General features: G+C 66.0%; 14 protein-coding genes. 3 read left to right on the top strand and 11 right to left on the bottom strand.

The genetic code is table 11. The features are described 5' to 3' along the window. Positions 1-6 precede the first annotated feature (6 nt). The gene (locus tag M2650_RS09695) at positions 7-663 is read left to right on the top strand and encodes a DUF481 domain-containing protein (RefSeq protein WP_249473737.1); all 657 of its coding nucleotides are present in this window, start codon (positions 7-9) and stop codon (positions 661-663) included. A gap of 109 nt (positions 664-772) precedes the next feature. Here the strand turns inward: M2650_RS09695 and hemC are convergent, their stop codons facing one another. The 11 genes from hemC to treF form a co-directional block, all read right to left on the bottom strand. Further along, the gene (hemC, locus tag M2650_RS09700; RefSeq protein ID WP_249473738.1) at positions 773-1,690 is read right to left on the bottom strand and encodes a hydroxymethylbilane synthase; all 918 of its coding nucleotides are present in this window, start codon (positions 1,688-1,690) and stop codon (positions 773-775) included. Between the two features lie 989 nt (positions 1,691-2,679). Further along, positions 2,680-3,438: a LytR/AlgR family response regulator transcription factor gene (locus tag M2650_RS09705; RefSeq protein ID WP_249474361.1), complete on the bottom strand. Its 759-nt coding sequence runs from the start codon at positions 3,436-3,438 to the stop codon at positions 2,680-2,682. After that, positions 3,422-4,477, bottom strand: coding sequence for a sensor histidine kinase (locus M2650_RS09710; RefSeq protein WP_249473739.1), 1,056 nt, complete (start codon positions 4,475-4,477; stop codon positions 3,422-3,424). The genes M2650_RS09705 and M2650_RS09710 overlap by 17 nt, the downstream gene beginning before the upstream one ends. 3 nt (positions 4,478-4,480) lie before the next feature. Beyond that, positions 4,481-5,152: an alpha/beta hydrolase gene (locus M2650_RS09715; protein WP_249473740.1), complete on the bottom strand. Its 672-nt coding sequence runs from the start codon at positions 5,150-5,152 to the stop codon at positions 4,481-4,483. A gap of 230 nt (positions 5,153-5,382) precedes the next feature. Continuing rightward, a complete protein-coding gene (locus tag M2650_RS09720; protein WP_283254646.1) occupies positions 5,383-7,722 on the bottom strand; it encodes a GH92 family glycosyl hydrolase in 2,340 nt (779 codons plus the stop codon). 997 nt (positions 7,723-8,719) lie between these two features. Further along, positions 8,720-10,645 carry a glucans biosynthesis glucosyltransferase MdoH gene (gene mdoH / locus M2650_RS09725; RefSeq protein ID WP_249473741.1) on the bottom strand — a complete coding sequence of 642 codons (1,926 nt, stop codon included), beginning with the start codon at positions 10,643-10,645 and terminating at the stop codon, positions 8,720-8,722. Then, the gene (locus M2650_RS09730; protein WP_249473743.1) at positions 10,633-12,156 is read right to left on the bottom strand and encodes an OpgD/OpgG family glucan biosynthesis protein; all 1,524 of its coding nucleotides are present in this window, start codon (positions 12,154-12,156) and stop codon (positions 10,633-10,635) included. Before M2650_RS09730 ends, mdoH begins: the two co-directional genes overlap by 13 nt. A gap of 226 nt (positions 12,157-12,382) precedes the next feature. Beyond that, positions 12,383-14,491 (bottom strand): YadA family autotransporter adhesin, encoded by a 2,109-nt coding sequence (locus tag M2650_RS09735; protein WP_249473745.1) that lies wholly within the window; start codon positions 14,489-14,491, stop codon positions 12,383-12,385. A gap of 377 nt (positions 14,492-14,868) precedes the next feature. Further along, positions 14,869-15,786, bottom strand: a complete 918-nt coding sequence (locus M2650_RS09740) for an alpha/beta hydrolase family protein (RefSeq protein ID WP_345779849.1) — start codon at positions 15,784-15,786, stop codon at positions 14,869-14,871. Between the two features lie 48 nt (positions 15,787-15,834). Beyond that, a complete protein-coding gene (locus M2650_RS09745; RefSeq protein WP_249473747.1) occupies positions 15,835-17,262 on the bottom strand; it encodes a sugar porter family MFS transporter in 1,428 nt (475 codons plus the stop codon). 55 nt (positions 17,263-17,317) lie between these two features. Next, positions 17,318-18,970: an alpha,alpha-trehalase TreF gene (treF, locus tag M2650_RS09750; protein WP_249473748.1), complete on the bottom strand. Its 1,653-nt coding sequence runs from the start codon at positions 18,968-18,970 to the stop codon at positions 17,318-17,320. 461 nt (positions 18,971-19,431) lie between these two features. On the opposite strand from treF, the gene M2650_RS09755 reads away from it, so the two are divergent. After that, positions 19,432-22,020, top strand: a complete 2,589-nt coding sequence (locus M2650_RS09755) for a TonB-dependent receptor (protein ID WP_249473750.1) — start codon at positions 19,432-19,434, stop codon at positions 22,018-22,020. A 25-nt stretch (positions 22,021-22,045) separates the two neighbouring features. Continuing rightward, positions 22,046-24,091: a glucosidase family protein gene (locus tag M2650_RS09760; protein ID WP_249473751.1), complete on the top strand. Its 2,046-nt coding sequence runs from the start codon at positions 22,046-22,048 to the stop codon at positions 24,089-24,091. The last annotated feature ends 14 nt before the right edge of the window (positions 24,092-24,105 follow it).

Raw genomic sequence — 24,105 nt, forward strand, 5'->3', positions numbered from 1 at the left:
TGCGCCATGTTGGCCGCCTGGTGGTTCGCCGTGATCGGCCAACCCCTGTCACCGCTGCCCCTGCCTGAACTGCCCGACCAGCCGCTGGCGGTCGCGGTAGCGGCTGCGCGCATGTCCGCGCTGCCGACCTGTTTCAGCCTGGTCTGCGGCGATGCCGAATGGTCCAACCGCAGCTTCCTCAGCTTCGGCCGAGCCGACAAGCCCGGGCCGCAGCCGCTGCCAGGCCAGCCGGTTTACGGCCTGCATCTGAACGCGCCGGCTTCGTCGCGCGACTGGATGGACAGTTACGCGAAGGATTGGCGGGTCGGCGCCCGCTACGGCGTGGCGGCGATCCGGCGGCCCAACACCGAAGTGAAGATGATCTTCGGCACCGGCTACCGGCTGCAGCCCTGGGTCGACGACGGCGTCGGCGTCACCGGCCCGGTGGCGCGCGCCAGCCTGGATTTCAACCAGCGCTTCGGCGAGCGCGCGCGCTGGAGCCAGCAGGTGCAGCTGGAAAGCGGGCGCAACAACACCACTTTCGTGCGCAATGCGATCAGTTTCGATGTCGAGATCCGGCCGCAGGTGACGCTCAAGTCCGGCGTCGAGACGCGGCGCGCGGCGACCGGCGGCGACGCTACGATCGATACCGAAGGTTCGGTGAAGCTGCAATACGCGTTCTGACATTCGCTCTTCGTAGGAGCGGCTTTAACCGCGAGCTCTTCTCTCGCGGTTTCGCGATTCGGGCAAAAGCTCGCGGCTAAAGCCGCTCTTACGAAGGCAGAGAAACGCCTCAGACGTGCGCGCGCAGCCAGTCGCCGGCGCCCTGATCGAGCAGCTTCTGCGCGACTTCGATGCCGAGCGCCTCTGCAGCATCGGCATCGCCCTCGCCGTTCGCGCGCAGCAAGCGGCCGTCCTCGACCGAACCGACCAAGCCTTCCAGCGACAAACGCGAACCTGCCAGCGACGCGTGCGCCGCCACCGGCACGTGGCAGCTGCCGTGCAGCGCGCGGTTCATCGCGCGCTCGGCTTCGACGCGGGCGCGGGTGTCGGCATGGTCCAGCGCTGCGCATCGCGACTGCGTCGCGGCATCTTCGCTGCGGCATTCGATGGCGATCGCACCCTGCGCCGGCGCGGGCAGCCAGTCCGGCGCATCGAGCCGCGCGCGGATCCGCGAAGCCAGGTCCAGCCGTTGCAAGCCGGCGCAGGCCAGCACGATCGCGTCGTACTCGCCGGCATCCAGCTTGGCCAGACGCGTGTTGACGTTGCCGCGCAGGTCGAGCAGCTGCAGATCCGGGCGCCGCGCGCGCAGTTGCGCTTGCCGGCGCAACGAAGAAGTGCCGACGCGTGCGCCCCGGGGCAAGGCATCGATCGATGCATGACGGTTGCTGACGAAGGCGTCGGCCGAATCGGCGCGTTCCAGGATCGCCGGCAGCGCGAAGCCGGGCTCCAGTTCCATCGGCACATCCTTGAGCGAATGCACCGCGCAATCGGCCTGGCCGCGCTGCATCGCCACTTCCAGTTCCTTCAGGAACAGGCCCTTGCCGCCGATCGCAGCCAGCGAGCGGTCCAGCACTTCGTCGCCACGCGTGCTCATCGGCACCAATTCCACCGCGAGGCCGGGATGCGCCGCGCGGAGCAATGCTGCGACGTGTTCGCTCTGCCATAGCGCCAGCGGGCTTTTGCGGGTTGCGATACGAAGAATGGCCATGCGCCATTATCGCCCCCTGCCTCCGCTTTGTAGAGCGGGGCTTACCCCACTGTTGCTTCAAAGCCGTCATCCCGTCGAGTGCCGGAATCCAGCGCCTTGGCTTGTCTCCCCTCTTTGAAAAAGAGGGCCGGGGGGAGATTTGCTGTTGCTTTGTAGCGCGGAACTTGCTCCGCTGCCTTTGCTTGGGGTTTGTGGCGACCTGCCGGCCGGGGTTTCGTCCGCTAAAACCGCGGCCGAGTTACTTTCTTTTTGTGGGGCCCAAAAAGAACAGTAACCAAAGAAAAAGGGCCTTTGGAAGGGATCCCGGCGATGGGGTTCCCCGTGTTCTTGGCCCTTCTCGCCGGCCCTCGGGATTCCTCCCTCGCTTCGACATTCAGATTCGAGGCGATCGACCAGAACGCTCCTTAGCGAAACTCCGCAAAAGCCACGTCACTACAATCGCGGCGAATCAAAATCTAGTACCTGCGTAAGAAGGTCAGCCACGACGAAAGCAGATCCGCTGGCGGACTTTCAGGTGCGACGCATCGCACCGCAGTTCAGGCCCTTTCTTGGGTTACTTTCTTTGGGCCAGCAAAGAAAGTGACCCGCGCGCAGCGCGGAAGCCTTTGTCCATGGCGCGAGCCGCAGCGCAAGCGGCGAGGACGCGGGCCTGGATCCCGGCCTTCGCCGGGATGACGGCTGAGGGGCACAGCAAGAGCAACATGGGTCCCAGCGTTCGCTGGGATGACGGCATAGGAGCGAACGGCTTAAGAGCGAACGGCTTAAGAGCAAAGGGCTTAAGAGCAAAGGGCTTAAGAGCGAAGGGCTTAAGAGCGAAGGGCTTAAGAGCGAACCGCTTAAGAGCAAGAGCAGCGGGGCTTGCCCCGCTCTACTCAGAGTCAGAGCAAAGCTCAGAGCAAAACTCAGAGCAAAACAAGGGCAGCGGAGCAGGCGTTACAGAGCAGGCGTTACAGAGCAGGCGTTACAGAGCGGGCGTTACAGAGCGGGCATTACAGATGCTTGACGGCTTCTTTCAAGCCGGTCACGCAGCGTCGGCTGACTTCCAGCGGCTGCTTGCCATGGCGCAGGATCGCGTGCACGTGCCCGTCCGGCGCGCGTTTGAGTTCGACCAGTTCATGCCGGGCCACCAGACAGTTGCGGTGGATGCGCACGAAGCGTTCGCCGAATTCCTCTTCCAGCGACTTCAGCGATTCCTCCAGCAAATCCTCGCCACGGGCGTGATGCACGACCACGTACTTCTCGTCGGCCTGCAGGTAATGCACGTCCTCGATCGGGATCAGCCGCAGGCTGCCGCGCATGCGCGCGCACAGATGCGTGCGCAGACGCGTGCCCGGATGCGAAGCGTCGCGTTCGCGGCCTGCGGCGAAAGTGCGCACACGCTCGATCGCGGCGGCCAGGCGCTCGGGGCGCACCGGCTTGAGCAGATAGTCGATCGCCGCCGCTTCGAACGCCGACAGCGCATGCGCGTCGTAAGCGGTGCAGAACACGACCGCCGGGCGCGGATCGAACGCGGCCAGGTGGCGCGCCGCCTCCAACCCGTCGATGCCCGGCATCGCGATGTCCAGCAACACCAGATCCGGATCGTGCTCGGCGCAGGCATGCAGCGCTTCGCGGCCGTCGCCCGCCTCGGCGACCACCTGCACGCCGGCCTGCTCGGCGAGCAGATCGCGCAAGCGCTCGCGTGCCAGGGGTTCGTCGTCGGCGATGACTATCTTCAAAGCGCTGGCCCCCTCACGGCCGTCGGGCATAACCCAGCGGCAGGCTGAGTTCGCACTCATAGTAGCCCTCCGCCCAGGCGGCGGTCATCCGTGCGCGCGGACCGAAAGCGTAGGCCAGCCGATGGCCGATGCTGCGCTGCGCATGGCCGGCTCCGGCACCTACCGGGGACGCCACGGGCGGCGCCGGATTGCGGATGCGGATCCGCAGCAAATGATCGTCGGCCTCCAGCCCTATCTCTACCTGCCCCCCTTCCGGCAGCCGCGAGACGCCATGCAGCACCGCGTTCTCGACCAGCGGCTGCAGCGTCAGCCGGGGCATCGGCAGCGACCAAGGCAAGGGCTCCTGCCTTTTCCATTCGATCGACAGGCGTTCGCCCAGGCGCAGCGATTCGATCGCCAGGTAGCGTTCGGCCAACTCGACTTCCTCGGCCAGACTGGAGCCGCTTTCGCCCGCATCCAGCGCGGCGCGGAACAAGTCGGACAAGTCCAGCACCGCGCGCTCGGCGACCGCCGGCTGGCTGCGCAGCAGGCTGGCGATCAAGTTCATGCTGTTGAACAGGAAATGCGGCCGGATGCGCGCCTGCAACGCATCGGCTTGCGCGCGCGCGTTGGCGTTGACCTGCGCGCGCCAACCGTCGATCACGTAGAAATAGCGCAGCGCCAATGCGGTGATCAGCGCGACGATCGCCGCGCTGCCGCCGACGAAGCGCCAGAACCCCGGCAGGCCGCCGTTGTCGTCGCCGCCGACGCTGGCGAACAAGGCGTGCACGATGCCCGCGGCGACGATCGCCACCGCGCAGGCCGCAGCAATGGCGAGCATGGAGCCGATGCGCGGCGGCCGGCTCGACAGGTTGCGTCGCATCCGGCACAGCATGACCGACACCGCCAGCGCCAACCACAGCGCGAAACCGCTGGCGCGCATGAATCCTGCAAGATCCCAGCCGCGTACGCCGTCCGGCGCCAGCACCACCACCACCACCGCCAGTTCGGCCAGGCCCAGCAACGCGGCGACGCGATGCAGCCGGCACAGGTCGGGAAACCACAGTTCTGCGTTGCGCGGTTCGTTCACGGCTCAGGGCGACGCGAAACGCCGCGACAGCCAGTCGCCCAGGTCGCGTATTTCTTCGGCGCATACCTGATGCGCCATCGGATAGCCGCGCCAATCGACCGCGAAACCCAGCATCTTCAACAAGGCTGCGCTGTGTTCTCCGGCCGCGAAGGGCACCACCGGATCCTGCGTTCCATGCGCCATGAACAACGGCTGCGCAATGGCGCCTTCGGCCAGGAATTCTGCGGCTTTGTTGGCGGCCGGAAGATACGTCGACAGGCCGACCAGGCCCGCCAGCGGCCTGTGCCTGCGCAGGCCAGCGGCCAGCGCGATCGCGCCGCCTTGCGAGAAACCGGCCAGTACGATGCGTTCGTCGGCAATGCCGCGTCCGTGTTCGCGTGCGATCAGCGCTTCTACCTGCGCCACCGATTCGAGGACGCCGGCTTCGTCGGCGCGGTTGGCCAGATCGAAATCGACGATGTCGTACCAGGCGCGCATGCGCATGCCGCCGTTGATGGTGACCGCTCGCTGCGGCGCATGCGGGAATACGAAACGCAACGGCGGCCAGTCGCGCCGCACCAGTTCGGGGACGATCGGCGCGAAGTCGTGGCCGTCGGCGCCCAGGCCGTGCAACCAGAGCACGGTCCATTGCGGCGACGGGCCGGTTTCTTGTTCGACGGTTTCCAGCAAGGACATCCGAACCTCCCCAGTTCGGGCGATTGTGCACGAAAAGCGATGCGGTGCACCCTCTCCCGCAACGCGGGAGAGGGCCGGGGTGAGGGCGCGCGGGCGCTCAGATCGCGTCAAACCGAGATGGAGCGGTAAAGGCTTTTCGCAGCCGACGACCCGAATCGAGCCTGCGTCGCCCCTGCAACTTCGCGCGCCCTCACCCAACCCTCTCCCGCAGGCGGGAGAGGGCTTAAGCACTAGCGTTCGGCGGACATCGAATACGGCCGCTGCGCCGTCGCCCATTCCTTATTCGGCTGCGCCTGCATCGTGAACTTCAATTCGCCGCCGGCCATGATCTCGCCGTGTTCGATGTAGGCGCGCGGCAACGGCTTGCCATTGAGCGTCGCATTGCCGATGTAGGTATGCGCATCGTCCAGGCCTTCGGCGATCACGGTAAAGCGCTTGCCGTTGGGCAGGTTCAGGACGGCGCGAGGCAGGAACGGACGGCCGATCACGTACTGGTTGCTGCCCGGCGCCACCGGATAGAAGCCCAGCGCGGTGAACACGAACCACGCCGACATCTGCCCCAGATCGTCGTTGCCGGCCAGGCCGTCGGGCCGCGGCGCGTACTGGCTGTCCATGATCTGCTTCAGCCGTTCCTGCGTGCGCCAGGGTTGGCCGGCGTAGGCATAGAGATAAGCCACGTGATGGCTGGGCTCGTTGCCGTGCGCATACCAGCCGATCAGGCCGGTGATGTCTTCCATGTGCTCGAAGACCTTCGGATCGACCTTGGCGTCGAACACCTGGTCGAGCTTGTCGACCAGCTTCTGCTCGCCACCCAGCGCGCGACCGAGGCCGGCGACGTCCTGCGGCACGTACCACGAATACTGCCAGGCGTTGCCTTCGGTGTAGTCGCTGCCGTAGCCGCTGGCGGTAGGATCGAAAGGCTCGCGGAAGCTGCCGTCGCGTTTGCGCGCGCGCATGAAACCGGTCTTGGCGTCGAACGCATGCCGCCAGTTGCCGGCGCGCTTGCCGAACTGCGCAGCGACGTCCTTGCGCCCCATCGCATCGGCCATGCGCGCGATGGTCCAGTCGTCGAAGGCGTATTCCAGCGTTTTGGAAGCGGCCTCGCCCTCCTCGTCGATCGGCACGTAACCCAGTTCCATGTACTGGGCGATGCCGTCGTAAGGACCGTAGCTGGCGCTGGCGACCATCGCCGCGAGCGCCTCGTCCGCGTCGTAGCCGCGGATGCCCTTCATGTAGGCGTCGGCGATCACCGGCACCGCGTGGTAACCGATCATGCACCACGTCTCCAGGCCGTGGAACGCCCACACCGGCAGCACGCCGTAAGGGCTTTCGCGGCGCGCGGCTAGCAACGAATTCACGAAATCGTTGGTGCGCTCCGGCGGCTGGATCAGGGTCAACAGCGGATGCAGCGCGCGATACGTATCCCACAACGAGAACGTGGAGTGATTGCGGAAACCCTTCGCCTGATGCACCGCATTGTCCGGTCCGCGGTAGCGGCCGTCGCTGTCCATGAACAGGCTCGGGCCCATGAGCGTGTGGTACATCGCGGTATAGAAGCTCTTGCGCATCGGCTCGGGCGCGTCGACGTCCACCGCGGACAAGGCCTGCGTCCACGCCGCTTTCGCCTTGGCGCGCACCGCATCGAAATCCCAGCCCGGCATTTCGGCTTCGAGATTGGCGACGGCATTGTCCTCGCTGACCGGCGAGATCGACACCTTCACCACCAGTTGCGTTCCCTGCGCCTGGGCGAAATCGAACACGCCGACCAGTTCGCGGCCTTCGATTTGCGCGCGCCGCGCCGGGTCTTTCTCGCCCGGCGGAGGAAAGCCCTTGTAGACGACGTTCTGCTCGGTGTCGTGCAACGCGTGCCCGCTCAACGGCTTGGAAAACCGCATCGCGAAATACAGCTGCCGCCCGGGTGCCCAGCCGCGCGTTTCGCGGAATCCGGTGACGGTGCCGTCGGCGCGCACGCGCAACCGCGACCACAGCGTCTTGCCCGGGTAGTCGTACAGGCTGGTGCGCAAGTCGACCAGCACATGCGCGGGCTTTCCTTTCGGGAACGCATAGCGGTGCACGCCGACGCGCTCGCCGGCCGTGAGTTCGGCGCGGATGCCGTAGTCGTCCAGCGTCACGGCGTAGTAGCCGGGCTGGGCGATTTCGCCGTCGTGCTTGAAACGCGAGTGGTAGCCGCTGCCCGGTTTGGCGGTATCGCCGCGCTCGAGCTTGGTTTCGCCGGCGATCGGCATCAGCAGCACGTCGCCCAGGTCGGAGTGGCCGGTGCCGGAGAAATGCGTGTGCGAGAAACCGATGATGGTGTTGTCGTCGTACCGGTAACCCGCGGCCCAGTCGTAGGCGTCCTTGCGCGGCTTGATCTGCGTATCGGGGCTTAGCTGGATCATCCCGAACGGCACCACCGCACCTGGAAAGGTATGGCCTTCGCCGCCGGTGCCGATGAAGGGATCGACCGCATCGTAGGCGGCCGCTCCTTTCGCGGCGCCCTGCGCCAACGCCGCGCCAGTCATCGCCCATGCGCAGCAAGTCAGCGCTGCCGCCCACGACCGCACACGCATCGTCCGAAGCCTTCCGCCCATGCCCTGCCCCCGCGATTTAGACCGTTCTAAACGCCGTAAATTATCACGAACGCTGCCGGTGGACATGACCCGACCATCGCTTGTGTTTTGCATAGCGGGGGTTGCCCCGCTGCTCTTTGCTTCAGGCCTCATCCCGGCGAAGGCCGGTATCCAGCGCCTTGGCTTGTCTCCCCTCTTTGAAAAAGAGGGGCCGGGGGAGATTTGCTTTGGCTATGTAGAGCGGAGCTTGCTCCGCTGCCTTTGCTTGGGGGTTTGTCGGACATGCCGGCCTTTCAGGCCGGGGTTTCGTCCGCTAAAACTGCGGCCGAGTGACTTTCTTTTTGTGGGGCCCAAAAAGAACAGTAACCAAAGAAAAAGGGCCTTTGGAAGGGATCCCGGCGATGGGGTTACCTCGTGTTCTTGGCCACCGCTCGCCAGCGCTCGGGATTCCTCCGTCGCTTCGACATTCAGATGCGAGGCGATCGACCAGAACGACTCCTTAGCGCAAACCCGCAAAAGCCACGTCACCCATAGGCTACAAATCAAAATCTAGTACCTGCGTAAGAAGGTCACCCACGACGAAAGCAGGTCCGCTGGCGGACTTTCAGGCGCGACGCATCGCACCGCAGTTCAGGCCCTTTCTTGGGTTACTTTCTTTGGGCCAGCAAAGAAAGTGACCCGCGCGCAGCGCGGAAGCCTTTGTCCATGGCGCGAGTCGCAGCGCAGGCCGCCAGGACGCGGGCCTGGATCCCGGCCTTCGCCGGGATGACGGCTGAGGGCAAGAGCAAGATGGGTCCCAGCGTTCGCTGGGATGACGGCATAAGAGCGAACGGCATAAAAGCAAACGGCTTAAGAGCAAACGGCCTAAGAACAAACAGCCTAAGAACAAACAGCCTAAGAACAAACGGCCTAAGAGCGAAGAGCAGCGGAGCGAGCTCCGCTCTGCAGAGCCAGGGGCGTTATCGCTGGAGGCGCGATCCTGATCGTCGCGGAAGGCTCAAGGTTTGTCCGTACCTTGCGCATGCAAGTTCGCACGCAGAGAAGAAGCGCGCGCGAGCACTGTGGGCGGCGTCGCTTCTTCCGGGATGCGAAAAATCCCGATCCGCCGCAGCCACCGGCCGGGAGCGCGCGCCGAGGTCAACGCCACGATCGGGATCGACAGCACCAGGCCCAGGATCACCGGCGACATCCATGCCGCCAGCGCCGGCGAAATCGCATAGGCGATGCCGCCCATCAACAGACCGAACAGCGTCATCCCGCCGTAGCTGCGCAACAATCCGGACAGCGGCAGAGTGCCATCGTCGCGGCGTTGCGTCTCCCAACCGGAATCCCTGCCCGCCAATACCTCGGCCACGCCGCGCGACTGCACGTACATCGTGATCGGCGCCATCAGCGCGGCCAACAGCGTCTCCAACAGCATGCTGGCGAACGAACGCAGCGCGCCGCCGCAGCCGCGGCGCAGATTGCGGTCGAACAGCATCGCGACATAGCCCAATACCTTGGGCGCCAGCAGGATCGTCATCGTGAACACGAACACCCAGACGAAGCGCTCCGGATCCTGCGCGCGCCAGAACGCGGTCGGCGAAAACCCGGACAGACTGATATTGCCCCACGACAAACCCGCGTGGTACAGCGGTATCGCCAACCCGACCAGCATCAGCATCGCCCACATCGGCGCGGTGAAGTACTGGCCGATGCCGATCAACAGGTGCCAGCGGCTGACCCAGTGCAGGCCCTTGGCCGGCAGCACCGCCGCGTGCTGCAGATTGCCCTGGCACCAGCGGCGGTCGCGCACCAGCATGTCGGTCAGCGACGGCGGCCCTTCCTCGTAACTGCCCGGCAGGCCGGGCACCATGTACAGCGCCCAGCCGCCGCGTCGCAGCAACGCGGCCTCGACGAAATCGTGGCTAAGCACGGTGCCGCCGAAAGGCTTGTGCCCGCGCAGTTCCGGCAACCCGGCGTGCGCGGCGAAGGCGGCGGTGCGGATGATCGCGTTGTGGCCCCAGTAATTGCTCTCGGGCCCGTGCCACCAGGCGATGCCGTGCGCGACGATCGGCCCGTAGACGCGGCCGGAGAACTGCTGCATGCGCGCGAACAGGGTATTGCCGTTGACCACCACCGGGAAGGTCTGGATCAGCGCGATGTCGGGATAGCGCTCCATGGTCCCGGCCAGGCGCACGATGGTGTCGCCGGTCATCAGGCTGTCGGCGTCCAGGATCAGCATCTGCGGATAGGCGCCGCCGAAGCGGCGCACCCACTCGGCGATGTTACCGGCCTTGCGCTCGGCGTTGTCGGTGCGGCGGCGATAGAACAGACGTCGCGTATCGCCGAGGCGTTCGCGCAGCGCCGCGAAAGCCGCTTCCTCGGCGGCCTGCACGGCCGGACGCGTGGTATCGCTGAGCACGAAGAAATCGAAGCGGTCGGCCTGGCCGGTGGCGGCGACCGATTCGTAGATCGCCTGCAGCCCGGCGAACAGGCGTTCGGGATCCTCGTTGTAGGTCGGCATCAACAACGCGGTGCGGGTGGACAACGGCGGCAGCGGATCGTGCGGCGACAAGCCCAGCCGCGCGTGCGGTCGCGACAGCAGGCGCAGGAAGCCGGCGACGGCGCTGACGAAGGCCTGCGCGATCCACGCGAACAGCGCGACGAACAGCAACAGCAGCAGCGCTTCCAGCAGGTCGATGCCGCCGCCGCGCAGCAGCCACCAGATCTGGTATGCCGCCACCAGCGTCAACACCGCAGAGCCGCCGATCACGCAGGCGCGGCGCCAGGCCATGCCGCTCGGCGCCGAAGGCAGCCTGCCGCGCGGCGTGCTGCCTTCGCGCAGGGACTGGATCGGCATCGCCATCGGCGTTTCCGCGGGCAGCAGCGGCGCCGGCGCGGGCGGCGCGGGCGGAGGCGGCGCGGCGATCACGGATTCCATCGGTATAGCCAGGTTTCGGAGAGCGCGCCTTTCGCATCCACCAGACGCGCGCGCAGTTCGGCATCGGCCTGTCCGCCCGCGTCCACTTCGAAACTCATCCGCCAATGTCCGGTTTCGGCGTTACGGTAGGCCACTGCGTTGCGCAGCGCGCCTTTCGACGCCAGCGCATCGACTTTCACCTTCGCGTCCGCCGGCAGCGAGTCCAGTCGTCCGCCGTAGAGCTCGATCACCACCAGGCGGCTGCCGGCCTTGGGCGCCTTGCCGATGCGCGTGCTGCCGACCACGGCAAGGTCGCGTTGCCAGGCGTGGTCCACGCACCAGTGCAAGCGATAGCGGAAACGGTACTCGCGGCCGGCGGCGAACGCTTGCTTGGGCCGCCAGAACGCGACGATGTTGTCGTGGTATTCGTCGACGGTCGGAATCTCGACCAGCGTCACCGCGCCTTCGCCCCAGTCGCCGATCGGTTCCACCCACAGGCTGGGACGTTTCTGGTAGCCGGCTTCCAGATCCAGGTAATCGGAGAACGCGCGCTTGCGTTGCATCAGTCCGAAACCGCGCGGGTTGTCGTCCTGGAAGGCGCTCATCTGCACCGCCTTCGGATTCTGCAGCGGGCGCCACACTTGTTCGTTGCGGCCGTTGAGCAGCGCCAGGCCATCGGAGTCGTGCACGGCCGGACGGTAGTCGTCGACGCCGAGCCGGTCGCTGGCGTCGAAGTCGAACATGCTGGTCAGCGGCGCGATGCCCGCACGCGCCAGTTCGACGCGCGGATACAAGCGCATGTCGACGTCGAACACCGTCTCCACGCCGGGCTTGATGCTGAAGCGGAACGCCGCGGCCGCGCTCGGACCGTCGAGCAGCGCGTGCACGACGGCCGCGTCGGCGCCTTTGGCGGGCCGTTCCAGCCAGAACGCCTTGAACACGGGAAACTCTTCGGGTTCCGGATCGCCGGTCTTCAAGGCCAACCCGCGCGCGGACAGCCCATAGCTCTGGCCCTTGGCGACCGCGCGGAAATAGCTGGCGCCGAGGAAGGCGGCGATCTCGTCGAAGTAGTCGGGCCGGTTGATCGGGCCATGCAGACGGAAACCGGCGAAGCCCAGATCACGCACGTTCGGCGCCGGCGAGCGGCCGTAGGTGAACATGTCCGGCGCGTACACCACCGGCGCCGCCTGGCCGTCGACGACTTCGTAGATGTCGACGCGATCCTTGTGCAGGAAGCCGCGGTGGAAAAACTGCGCCTGGAACGGCACGCCCGTATCCCGCCACAACGCGCGGTCCGCCCGATAGCGGTAGTCGCGGTACTGGTCGTAGCCGATCTTGGCCAGCGCGGCCGGCAGATCGGTCGACGGCGGCTGGTAGGGCTTGGCCGCCAGACCGCGTGCCAAGCCGGCCACGGTGTCGTCGCCGAAGGGCGAAACATCAGCGCTTGCGTTCGCCGCAAACGTTTTCATGCCGCCGGCCAATGCCAACAGCGGCAACGACAATCCCGCCAAAAGGACTTTTCGACGACGCACCCGAACTCCTCGCCACGCTACGCAGCCGTGAACTATACGAGCTGCGCACGCACTGGAATGTAAATCCGGCGTGAGCGTGGACGAGGATGCGTATTGACATCTCGAATGGTGCTTCCCAGGCCGGTGGCACGGAAGCGTCCACCAAGTTCGGGTGGAACGTGCTGCGAAGCCGCCCGTGCGGCACCGGCCTAGCCGGACAAAGGTGGGATGCGCCCACCTTTGTTCGTTACAGATCCACGCCGAAACCGACGCCGGCCGATGAATCGTCGCCGCTGAACGCTCCGCCGAGGGTGAACGACGCGCGTGCGCCGAGGCGTTTGCCGTAGCCGATGGATAGCGCCTGCTCGCCGCCCATCGAGCCGGCGCCGATGGCCAAACGGCCGCGAGCGCCATTGCCGTTGGCGGCGTTAGCGGTCATTTGCACCATCGCTGTGCCCATCGCGCCTACGCGATCGTTGCGGCGGTCCTGATGGCGGAACCGGTCATCGATTTCGCGACGCAGGTTGCCGATATCCGCACCGACGAGCTCCAGGACGCGCTGATCGGTGTAAGCCTTGGCTTGGCTCAAGGTCTGAGCGTCGCCCGTTTGCATTTGACGGACGTTGGCCGCGTCGGTCGCCTGCGCGCCATCGGCGACGTTGGCGATTTGGCGCTCGGCCCCCGCCGCACCCACCGATACGGTGTTCGCGCGATCTGCGATCGAGCCGCTGCCCAACGCGACGCTGTTCTCCGCATTCGCCTTGGCGGCGCGGCCGATGGCGGTGGCGCCGATCGCGCCGGCGGCGCTGTTGGCGCCGATGCTGGTGGTGTGGTCCTGGCTGGCATTGGCCAACCAACCGTTCGCGGTGGCGTTGACCGAACCGGTCGCTTGCGCGCCCGCGCCGAAAGCCGTGCCGAACTTGCCGGAAGCCACGGTATCCGCCGTCAATCCGTTGCCGAAAACGGTGCGGCCGCCGATGGCCGTGCTGCCTTCGCCGGTCGCCTGCGAGAAGGCGCCCATCGCGGTGGCGCCTTGCTGGGTGGCGTCGCTGTTGCCGCCGAACGAAGTCGTGTTGTCGGCGGCCGCGTTCGCCAGCCAGCCGTTCGCGGTGGCGTTGCTGCCCAAGGCCTGCGCGCCGCTCCCGACCGCGGTGGCGAAGCGGCCCGAGGCGGTGGTCAGCTCGTTCCTGTCGATGGCGCCGTCGCCATCCAGATCGAATGCGCCGCCGACCGCGGTACCGCCCGCGCCGGTCGCTCGAGCGAATGCGCCGACCGCAGTCGCGGCTTCGCTTCGGGCGTCGCTGTTGCTGCCGAGCGCGGTGCTGCGGTCGGCGTCGGCCGTAGCGAGCCATCCGTTAGCCACGCTATTGGCGCCCAACGATTGCGCACCGCTGCCCACCGCGGTAGCGAACGCCCCGCTGGCCCTCGTGCGTTCGTTGTCGCTGATCGTGCCGTCCTGGTTACGGTCCAACCCGCCGCCGATGGCGACGCTACCGCTGCTGGCGGCTTCGCTGAATGCGCCATTGGCGACGCTCCCTATTCCGCTGGCGCTGCTTTCGAATCCGACGGCGGTGCCGTCATCCACCGAGAAGGCGCTCGTTCCCAGAGAAGTGCCTTGATTGCCTTCGGCATTCGCATCGGCGCCGATCGCAACGCTGTCGTTGCTGGGCGTATTCGCGCCGGCGCCGATCGAGATGCTGCGGCCGCCGGTGACGCTCGCATCATTGCCGATGGCGATGCCATCGTCGGCTGCAACGACGCCCGCGCCGCTGCCCAATGCGATGGCGTTGTCGCTGCCAACGCCGACCGTGGCGCTGTCGCCGATCGCCACCGAGAATTCGCCGCCCGAGTTCGTCGCGGTGCCTATACTGATCGCGGATTCGTTCGACGCAGTGGAACCGCTACCCAAAGCGATCGATCCGAGGCCATCACCCTGGCTGTTGGTGCCCATCGCGATAGCGCCGCTGGCGAAGGCGCCCGCGCTGTTCCCGATGGCGATCATGTTGCTATTGCCGCCCGGATTACCCAACTGACCCGATTCCGCCCCGCCGCCGATAGCGATGCCGCCATCCACGAATGAGCCCGCCGATGAACCGATGGCGACGCCGCTGTCGCCCTGCGCCTGGCTGTTTCCGAGCGCAACGCTATTGGCGCCGCCGGCCACCGCGCTGCCGCACGCCAATGCGTTGCTGTTGGCATCCACAACGCCATTAGTAGGCAGGCCGGGGCCGCTGTGCTCCAGCACGCACTTATCGCCGGCGGTCGCCGTGCCGCTGACGGCCAATGCGACCGCCGCAGCAAGGACATGAAGACAGGAGCGGCCGTTGGCGGCTCGCCGGTGATGGATCGGTTTCATAAGAACGCCTCGTGGGAGGTGCGCGCACGCACGAAAGAAGGGCGCGCAGTGTGTTCGACGTCACGTTTCGCCGATATGGGGAAACGGCAGTGCCGCGAACCCGCCCTAGGCAGGGCGAAAATCATGTCGGTGGTCGGTGGCCGGACGGCCTAGAAGGCATCGATTCGCTACGGCTCCGGTCGCCGTATGCGGGCGGAAGCGCCGAATCGCTGGCGTTTGATCACCGGCTTGCGCATGAGAGGCGACGATCCGATGCCCCCGGATGGCCAAGCCTATTGTTGCCCTTGCCTGTGCTGGAATTCGAAATCGGCTTCGAGTTGCGCGAAATCCGGCGACGCTGCACCCAAAGGGGTCGCCTACATCGCCTATTCCTTCGCTCAGGTGCTCTTCTCGCCACCGTTCCCTACTCGCCGGGCAGCTGTCGCTGCAACGCTTCTGATCCAAGCGACCATGAAGTGGTATGCCTCCGGAGCACTGCCGGGATAGTCGAGGCCGTGGCCGCCTTCGGGAAAGACCCGATATTCAAAGTTTGAGCGGCCGTCTTTGATCAGTCTTTCCAAACGCGAGACCGACAGTTCGACCGGTATGCTGTTGTCGCGGCCGCCGAATACCCAGAGCGAAGGAAGCGAAAGGCTCGATAGAACGATGCGCGGGTCGAAGTCGTCCGTGCGATGCGGCACCGACCTCATGCGCCTCCTTATGTCGGCAGCGGAGGCATACATGGAGAAGTTCCGAATCTTCTTCGCGAATGCACTGAAGTTCAGCTCTTCGCTCAAGGTGCAAACCGGTCCGCTCCACAAGACCATGAACGCGGTGTCCGGCGATTTGCTCGCCGCGATCGGAGCGACCCAACCGCCCTGGCTTATGCCTATCAATCCGGTCGGGACTCCTTTCAACCGGGGATGTTCCCCGATGACACGAAGGCCCGCCGCAGCGTCCTCCGCCAGCAGGGTGAAGGCGGCCGCATCGTCCCGGTCCTGAAAAACGCCGCCCGACTCGCCGATCCCGCGCTTGTCGTATGTCAGCACAGCGAATCCGTCGCTCGCCAGCAACTGGGCCAAGGCCGTCATCCGCAAGCTATCCGGCCTTGCGGACCCATGGACGAGAACCACCGCCGCTGCGGGAACATTCCCTTCAGGCAAGTACAGGGTTCCGGACAAGGCAACGCCGGCATTCCCGAACACGACGTCTTCAGATGCGACCGACGATCTGGATTCGGCGCGCATGACGAGACAGAGGAACAGCAGTAGCCCGCCGATGGCCGCAGCAGTACTCGAAGGTCTCCGATGATTCATGCTACCGGTCCAAACTCGGCTCCCGAAGACAGCTGCCGCAAGCCCCGCTCAGCCTTCCATCTGCTCCAGTTCCTTGCCCTTGGTCTCGTGCACGTACCTAAGCACGAAGAACACCGAAATCACGGCGGCGATGGTATACAACCCGTAGGTCGCGGCCAGGCCGATGCCGGCCAGCAGGATCGGGAAGGTCACGGTAATCCCGAAGTTCGAGCCCCACTGGGCCGCGCCGGCCACCGCCAACGCCGAACCGCGGATCTGGTTGGGGAACATCTCGCCCAGCATCACCCACATCACCGGTCCCCAGGAACCGTTGAAGAAGATCACGTAGACGTTGGCCGCGACCAAGGCCAGCGTGCCCATCGAATCGGACAGCGACAACTTGCCGCTGGCATCCAGGGAACCGCTGGCGAAAGCCAGTGTGACCAGCGCGAGCGACACCGCCATGCCCGCCGAGCCGATCCACAGCAGCGGCTTGCGGCCGATCTTGTCGATCAGCATCACCGTCACCAGACAAGCGCCGATGCTGAGCGCGCCGGACAGCACGTTGATCAGCAGCGCATCGTTCTCGGAAAAGCCCACCGCCTGCCACAGCACCGCGCCGTAGTAGAACACCACGTTGATGCCGACCAACTGCTGGAAGGTGGCCAGGCCGATGCCGACCCAGACGATCGGCCGCAGCTTGCCGGTGGCCTTGCTGATTAGGTCCGACAGACGCGGGCGGTGATGGTCGCGCGACAGTGTGGCGTCGATCTCGGCCAGCTTGGTGCCTGCTTCCTGCGCGCCATAAAGCCGGGTCAGCACTTTCAGCGCATCTTCCTTGCGGCCCTTCACCACCAGGTAGCGCGGACTCTCGGGAATGAACAGCAGCAGCGACAGGAACAACGCCGACGGAATCGCCTGCATCCAGAACATCCAGCGCCAGGCCGCGTGTCCCAACCATAACGACTCGGTGGAAGCGCCCGCCGCTTTGGCGAGCAGGTAGTTGCTGAGGAAGGCGCAGAACAAGCCGCTGATGATCGCGATCTGCTGCACCGTCGCGAGCCGGCCGCGATAGCGCGCCGAAGCCACTTCGGCGATGTAGGCCGGCGACATCACGCTGGCCGCGCCCACCGCGAAGCCGCCCAGCACGCGCGCGACGATGAACGCCAGCGAGGTGTCCGCCATGCCCGCGCCGATCGCCGACGACAGGAACAACACCGCCGAGATGATCAGCACCGTGCGCCGGCCCCAACGATCGGCCAGGCGCCCGGCGAAGAACGCGCCGAACGCGCAGCCCAGCAGCATCGAAGCCACTTCGAATCCGGTGCCCGCCGAGCTGGATTGGAAGGTCTGCTTGAGCCCGTCGACGGTGCCGTTGATCACGCCGCTGTCGAATCCGAACAGGAATCCGCCGATGGTGGCCACGCAGCTGATCAGGACGATCAGGCGGGTATTCTCCCCACTGGCGACGACCGGTTGCGGAATGGATGCGCTCATCGTGGGACACCTCGGCGATGTGGAGGGTGGGCTAACGGACGTTCGAAGCGGAGTATTACGGAGATGAGGCCTGCGCAGCCAGCGGCTCGCTGGCCGGCGCGTCCGCGCGAGCCTGCGCAGGATCGGGCTTCGCGGCGGCCGGATACAGCACGATCAGCTTGCGCAGCACGCCGTTGGTCCAGCCGAAGCCGTCCTGCAGCGGATACTCGCCGCCGCCGCCGACGGCCGCGCCGGTGACGTCGTACTTCTCCACCAGCTTGCCGGTCTTCTTGTACAGGGCGATGTTCAGGCGCATCCAGCGCTCGGCGATGGTCGTCGCCAAGTCCTTTTGCCCGTAGGCGTTGAGGCCTTGGATCGCGATCCACTGCAGCGGCGCCCAGCCGTTGGGCGCGTCCCATTGCTGGCCGGTGTCGATGGTCGTGGTCGACAGGCCGTGCGGCTGCAGCAGCGACGCGCGGACGCGTTCTGCGACCTGGTCGGCCTGGCGCTGCTCGGCGATGCCGAAGAACAGCGGGTACAGCGTGGCCGCGGTGACGTGGTCGGTCCGCTTGTCCTCTTTCCACAGATAGTCCGAGAACACGCCCAGTTCCGGATTCCACAAATGGCGCAGGATCGCGGCCTTGCGTTCGTCGGCGCGCTTGCGCATCTGTGCGGCCTTGTCCGTCTGGCGCGAGGCGGCGTACGCCTCGGCGAGTGTGGTTTCCAGGTTGTACAGCAGGCTGTTCAAGTCGGGCGGCGCGATGTCGACGACACGGATCGTCGCCAACGTCTTGCCGTCGGCCAGCCAGCGCGAACTGAAATCCCAGCCGCTTTCGGCGCCGGCGCGCAGGTTGCGGTAGACCTCGGCGAGCGGACGGCCGGATGCGGCCGCGGTGGCCACATCGTTGCCGTAGCTTTCTTCGCGCGGCGTGTCGCAATCGTCCCAATAGCGGTTGAGCAGCGCGCCATCGGCCAGGCGGACGACCCGGCGATGCGCCTGTCCGCGCGCCAAGCCTTCGCTGCCCTCCATCCAGAAAGCGTATTCCTTCTCCAGTTGCGGCAAATACGCCGTCAGCGTCTTCTTGCCGTCGCGCTCGGCCAGCAAGTTCACCATGGCCGCGAAGAACGGCGGCTGCGAGCGGCCCAGGTAGTAGGTGCGGTTGCCGTTCGGGATGTGGCCGTAGTGGTCGATCAGCCAGGCGAAGTTCCTGACCATATCCACGGCCAGGTCGTGGCGGCCGCTTTCCTCCAGGCCCAGCATCGTGAAATAGGAATCCCAGTAGTAGATCTCGTTGAAGCGCCCGCCGGGCACGATGTAGCGGTACGGCAGCGGCAGCAGCGAGGTGCGGCCGTCGCTGGTGCCCGGCTTGCGCTCGAGCACGGTCCACAGCGCGTCGATGTGCTGGCGCACGTCGTGGTCGGGGTTGGTGCGGTAATCGTGATCGTTCTCCGGCGGCTGTACGAACTGTTCGGCGAGGAATTTCTTCAGATCGAAACCGGGCTGCGCGCGCAGGTTCTCGTATTCGGCGACGATGCCGGCCGGCGGCTGGGTGGGCCGCGAATCCATCAGCCATTTGCCGTCCGGCAGCGCTTTCTGCGCGTCTTCGAACAAGCGGCCGTAGAGCTGCGGATAGCCCGGAACGCAGGTCTGGGCGAACGCCGGCGCGCATAACAGCGACAGCCAGCACAGCAATATCCAGACGGCCTTGTTCGTATGCGGCATGCGCATCGGTTTCTCCCGGCGGCGATGACGATGCCGTAAGCATAAGCGAGTCGCGCGCTCGCCGTTCACGCATCTTGCGCGCAGAAGCATCGCATTCCGATCATGTTGCAACGCAATGCGGCGCTCCCGGGCGCTGAATACGTATTCAGGGATATTGCGGATGCGCATTTACATGCGTTACATGCGCGGGCGATCACTTTTTTTGCACATTAGCGCAGCGAAGATCGGGTATCGCTGCGGCATGGCCGTTCGCGACACAGGGGACAACCGTCCGCACGGCCTTGGGTCGATGCGGCTCGCCTGCGAGCGTGGAGATCCTTGAAGATGGCTGCATCCCGATCGTTGCATTTACTCGCACGGATCGCGGCCTTCCTATCTCTTTCTTCTGTCGCCGTCGCCGCTCGCGCGGCCGGGATCGCCGCATTGCGCCGTTCCTGCGGCATTCCTTGGTCCGTGGAGGGAGCACCATGAGTCGTTTCAACCGTCGTTATGCGCTGTCGGCCGCCATCGCGGCGGCGTTGCTGCCTTTGTGCGCGCAAGCGCAGACGCAAACGCCGCCGGATGCCGCGCCGACGCAGGAGCCGACGCCGCAGCAGGCGCAAGCGCAAGCGCCGGCACAAACTCCGCAGCCTGCCGCGGAGAAGGCCACCACGCTCGACACCGTGGTCGTGACCGGCAGCGCGTCGGGAGGCGTGAAGAAGCTTGAAGCCAGTTACAACATCGTCACCGCCAACGCGGAGGAGATCAAACAGGCCAATCCCAAGAGCACCGCGGATCTGCTCAAGATATCGCCGGGACTCTGGCCGGAATCCACCGGCGGCCAGACCGGCGCCAACATCGAGATCGCCGGCTTTCCCGGCGGCGGCGATGCCCCCTATTTCTCCACGCTGCTGATGGGCTCGCCGGTGTACGGCATGCCGACGCTGTCGTTCTTCGAAACCACCACCCTGATCCGGCTCGACGACACCATCGAATCCGTCGAGATCCTGCAAGGCGGTCCCTCGGTCGTGTTCGCGGACGGGCAGATGGGCGCCACCGCCAATTTCCTGCTCAAGACCGGCAGCGAGATTCCCACCGGCAGCGTCGGCGTGACCTGGGGCGACGAAGGTCTGTGGCGGCTGGACGCGTTCTCCGGCTTCAAGATCGCCGAAGACTGGTACGGCAGCATCGGCGGCTTCTGGCGCAGCTCGGACGGCGTGCGCGATCCGGAATTCAAGGCCGACGAGGGCGGCCAGCTGACCGCCACCCTGTCGCACGACTTCGACCGGGGCAACCTGACCCTGTATGCGCGCTACCTCAACGACAAAAACCAGTTCATCACGCCGATCCCGGTGATCCAGCGCGGCGAAGACGACTTCAGCGCTTATCCGGGGTTCGATCCGCTCACCTCCACGTACAACAGCAAGGCGATCCAGCACGTGCGCCTGCCCGGCTACCCCGGCGGCGGCATCGACGCGGATCTGGCCGACGGCCGCGGCGCGAAGTTCGTCTTCATCGGCGGCAACTTCGACTACGAATTCGACAACGGCTGGTCGATCAGCGACAAGTTCCTGTACGACGAGGGCGATGCCGACACCAACGCCTTGTTCTCCGGCAACAATCCGGCCTCGCTCAACGACATGCTCTACACGCCGGACCTGGCGGGCGGCCTGGAACTGCCGGCCGGCTCGGCCACGGCCAATTTCGTCGGCGGCGGCGCGGTGCCGCTCGACCAGAGCGTGATCCATCAGGGCTGGTGGCACATCCACAAGCGCCTGAAGAGCATCAACAACGACTTCCGCCTCAGCAAGGAACTGTTCGAGGGCAATACCCTCACCATCGGCGTCTACGTCAACCACTACACCATGAACGACAAGTGGGCGCTGGGCAATCAGATGATGATGACCAATACGCCGAACGCGCGGCCGATCACGGTCAGCTACGTGGGCACCGACGGCAATGTCCATCAGGCCACCGACAGCCAGGGCCTGCTCGACTACGGCACCTTCAACATCGCCCAGCACGGCAGCGCCACCAACACGGCGTTCTACCTGTCCGATTCATGGCGCATCGGCAAGTGGCTTCTGGATCTGTCCGGACGCATCGAGAACATGGATGCGACCAATAACGTGTGCAACTTCCAAAACAATGTGGACGCCGACGGCGACGGCGTCACCGATTTCGTCGACTTGGACGGGAACCCGCTGACCGAGTACGACAATCATGTGCCCGTCTGCGACGGCACTTTCGCCAAGACCGGATACAAAAAGACCCACCCGTCCTGGACCGCGGGCGCCAACTATTCGTTCACCGACCGCATGTCGGCGTACGGACGCGTCAACACCGGCGGCCACTTCCTCGATTTCGACAACGGCATCCGCGGCAGCACCACCGCGAACACGCCGCCGATGCACAGGGTCCGCAACTACGAAATAGGCTTCAAGTACCAGTCCGACTTGCTGTACGCGGACATCAGCGCCTATCGCCGCAAGTTCACCGGCCTGCCCTTCCAGCCGACCGATGGCGCCGGCACGCCGGTGGGCACGCCTCTGATCTACGGTTCCGACTCCTGGGGCGTCAATTTCATCGGCGCGTTGACGCCGGTCGAGAACCTGCGCTTCGAGCTGGTGGCCAATTACCTGGACGGCGAATACACCGACTTCGACGCCTGCTTCCCGTACGTCGACATCAACGGCAACAATGCCTGCCAGCCGATCGAAGGGCAGCAATTGCAGCGCCAGCCCAAGCTGCGCTACATGTTCACGCCTAGCTACAAGTTCGTCTTCGGCTGGGGCGACATCAGGCCCTACGTCACCTACACCTCCGTCGGCAACCACACCCAGGACCAGTCCGGCTTGCAGCAGCTGGGCTCGTACCACACCCTGGATTTCGGCGTGACCGCCAACGTCGGCGTGCATTGGCAGTTCAACCTCCGCGGCACCAACGTAACCAACGAGCTGGGTTTGACCGAGAGCAATTCGCGCATCTTCGGCACCGCCTCCAGTGCGGGCGGCGTGCTGCTGGCGCGTCCGCTCGAGGGCCGCGAGATCAACTTGCAGGCGAAGTACCTCTGGTGATGCATGGCGCCGACGGGACGGGCCGATGCGGGCCGCGATGAAGTCGGCGCTGCCGGCGTTGCTGGCCGGAACGCTGTCGCTCGCCGCGTTCGCCGCGGACGCGCCGCTGCGGTTCCGCGTGACGGAAGGGGAGACGCTCAACGCCTTCTACCGGCACGGCCCGGCCGCGGCGCATCTGTTGTTGAATTCGGGACGCAAGCCGCGCGTGCTGGTGGCGTTCCCGGCCGGCAATAGCGGCGTCGGCGTCTGGTTCGAGGAGACCGACGCGCCCGTGCGCTGGACCTTGGACACGGTGGAAGGGCTGGCCCGAGACGACGAACGCGGCCGGCCCTTGCATGGGATCGTGGCCGAGGCGAGCGTCGATGCGCCGCGCCTGGTGATTCGCGATGCCGTACTCGGCAGCGTGCGCGTGCTGCGCGATTTCCAGCTTGGGATCGCATATCCGGCAGCAGTCGCCACCGCCGCGAAAACGTCGGCGGGACGAACCGTCGTCTGGTCGCGGCCGCGCATCGACGGCGCGCCCGGTTACGAAATCTCGATCGAACTCCGAAACGGACGCGTGAGCGGCGGCGGCGGCGGCGCGCCGCTGGCGCTCGAGCCGGCGCGCAAGGGCGAGCCGATGCAGTTGCGCATCGTCGCGCTCACCGGCGAAAAGCCGCTCACGCCGCTCGACGCCCGCGCCTTGTTCGACCGATCGGCCGGCGACGATGCGCACGTCCGCGAGGTGCTGCAATTCCTGAGCTACGAGGAAAAGTTCCTGGCCGGCTCGTGGCGCTTCGACACCTATTTCGGACGGGACACGTTGATGTCGCTGCGCCTGCTGATGCCCGCGTTGCGGCCGGAAGCGATCGAGGACGGCTTGGCTTCGGTATTGGAGCGGCTGAACCCGCAGGGCGAAGTCGCGCACGAAGAAGACATCGGCGAGTTCGCGCTGCTGCGCCATCGCAAGGAGAACGGTCCCGGGTCCGCTTACGACGACGCGCCGATCTACGACTACAACATGGTCGACGACGACAGGATGCTGGCGCCGGTGGCCGCTGCCTATCTGCTCGACGATCCACGCAGCCGCGGCCGCGCCGCTGCGTTCCTCGCCCGCAAGACCTCGGCCGGCGAGCCGCTGGGCGCCGCGCTGGCGCGCAACTTCGCCTTCGTGCTCGATTCCGCCGCAGCTTTCGCGCGGGAGTCGGTCGCCGCGAACCTGATCGCGCTCAAACCCGGCCGCGATGCCGGGCAGTGGCGCGACAGCCGCGAGGGATTGGCGGGCGGCCGCTATGCCTACGATGTCAACGCGGTGTTCGTGCCGGCGGCGTTGGACGCCATCGCGCGTTTCCAACAGGCGGGGTCGCTGCAGCGTTATGCGACGCCGCAGCAACTGCGCGCGTTCTCGGCCGCCGGCGAACGGGCCGCACGATGGCGCGCGCACGCGCCGACGCTGTTTCGCCAGACAATCCCCGTTGCTAAGGCCAAGGACGGCATTTCGCGTTACGCAAAGGCCGAAGGCATCGATCCGGCGCCGGCGCTGGCCAGCGTGCCGCAGGAAGCGTTGCGCTTCGACGCGCTGGCCTTGGACGCGACAGGCCGGCCGATCCCGGTCCTGCATTCCGACGGCGGGTTCGCGTTGCTGTTCCTGAAACCCGGTGCGCAAGAGGTGCGCGACATGGCCGAAACCATGTTGCGGCCCTTCCCCGCGGGCCTGCTGACCGACGCCGGCCTGTTGGTCGCCAACCCCGCGTACGCCGACCGCGGCATCGCAGAAGCGTTCGGCCGCAACGCTTATCACGGTACGGTGGTCTGGTCTTGGCAGCAGGCCCTGCTGGCCGCCGGACTCGCGCGCCAATTGCAGCGCGACGACCTGCCCGCCGATGTCCGGGCGCTGTTGCGCGACGGGCAACGCCGGCTATGGCGCGCGATCGACGCTAGCCGCGCGATGCGCGCGTCCGAGCTATGGTCGTGGTCCTACGCCGACGGCCGCTACCGTGCAGAACCCTTCGGCCAGAACGCCGGCGACGCCGACGAATCCAATGCCGCGCAGCTGTGGAGCACGGTGTACCTGGCCATTCCGCCGCCATGACAACCGGATCCGGA

The organism is Luteimonas galliterrae, from assembly GCF_023374055.1.
Taxonomy (GTDB): domain Bacteria; phylum Pseudomonadota; class Gammaproteobacteria; order Xanthomonadales; family Xanthomonadaceae; genus Luteimonas_C; species Luteimonas_C galliterrae.

Coding starts and splice junctions, on each gene's coding strand:
- M2650_RS09695 (WP_249473737.1), top strand. CDS start 7: ATGTTGGCCGCCTGGTGGTTCGCCGTGATCGGCCAACCCCTGTCACCG.
- hemC (WP_249473738.1), bottom strand. CDS start 1,690: ATGGCCATTCTTCGTATCGCAACCCGCAAAAGCCCGCTGGCGCTATGG.
- M2650_RS09705 (WP_249474361.1), bottom strand. CDS start 3,438: ATGCCCGACGGCCGTGAGGGGGCCAGCGCTTTGAAGATAGTCATCGCC.
- M2650_RS09715 (WP_249473740.1), bottom strand. CDS start 5,152: ATGTCCTTGCTGGAAACCGTCGAACAAGAAACCGGCCCGTCGCCGCAA.
- M2650_RS09720 (WP_283254646.1), bottom strand. CDS start 7,722: ATGCGTGTGCGGTCGTGGGCGGCAGCGCTGACTTGCTGCGCATGGGCG.
- mdoH (WP_249473741.1), bottom strand. CDS start 10,645: ATGGAATCCGTGATCGCCGCGCCGCCTCCGCCCGCGCCGCCCGCGCCG.
- M2650_RS09735 (WP_249473745.1), bottom strand. CDS start 14,491: ATGAAACCGATCCATCACCGGCGAGCCGCCAACGGCCGCTCCTGTCTT.
- M2650_RS09740 (WP_345779849.1), bottom strand. CDS start 15,786: ATGAATCATCGGAGACCTTCGAGTACTGCTGCGGCCATCGGCGGGCTA.
- M2650_RS09745 (WP_249473747.1), bottom strand. CDS start 17,262: ATGAGCGCATCCATTCCGCAACCGGTCGTCGCCAGTGGGGAGAATACC.
- treF (WP_249473748.1), bottom strand. CDS start 18,970: ATGCGCATGCCGCATACGAACAAGGCCGTCTGGATATTGCTGTGCTGG.
- M2650_RS09755 (WP_249473750.1), top strand. CDS start 19,432: ATGAGTCGTTTCAACCGTCGTTATGCGCTGTCGGCCGCCATCGCGGCG.
- M2650_RS09760 (WP_249473751.1), top strand. CDS start 22,046: ATGCGGGCCGCGATGAAGTCGGCGCTGCCGGCGTTGCTGGCCGGAACG.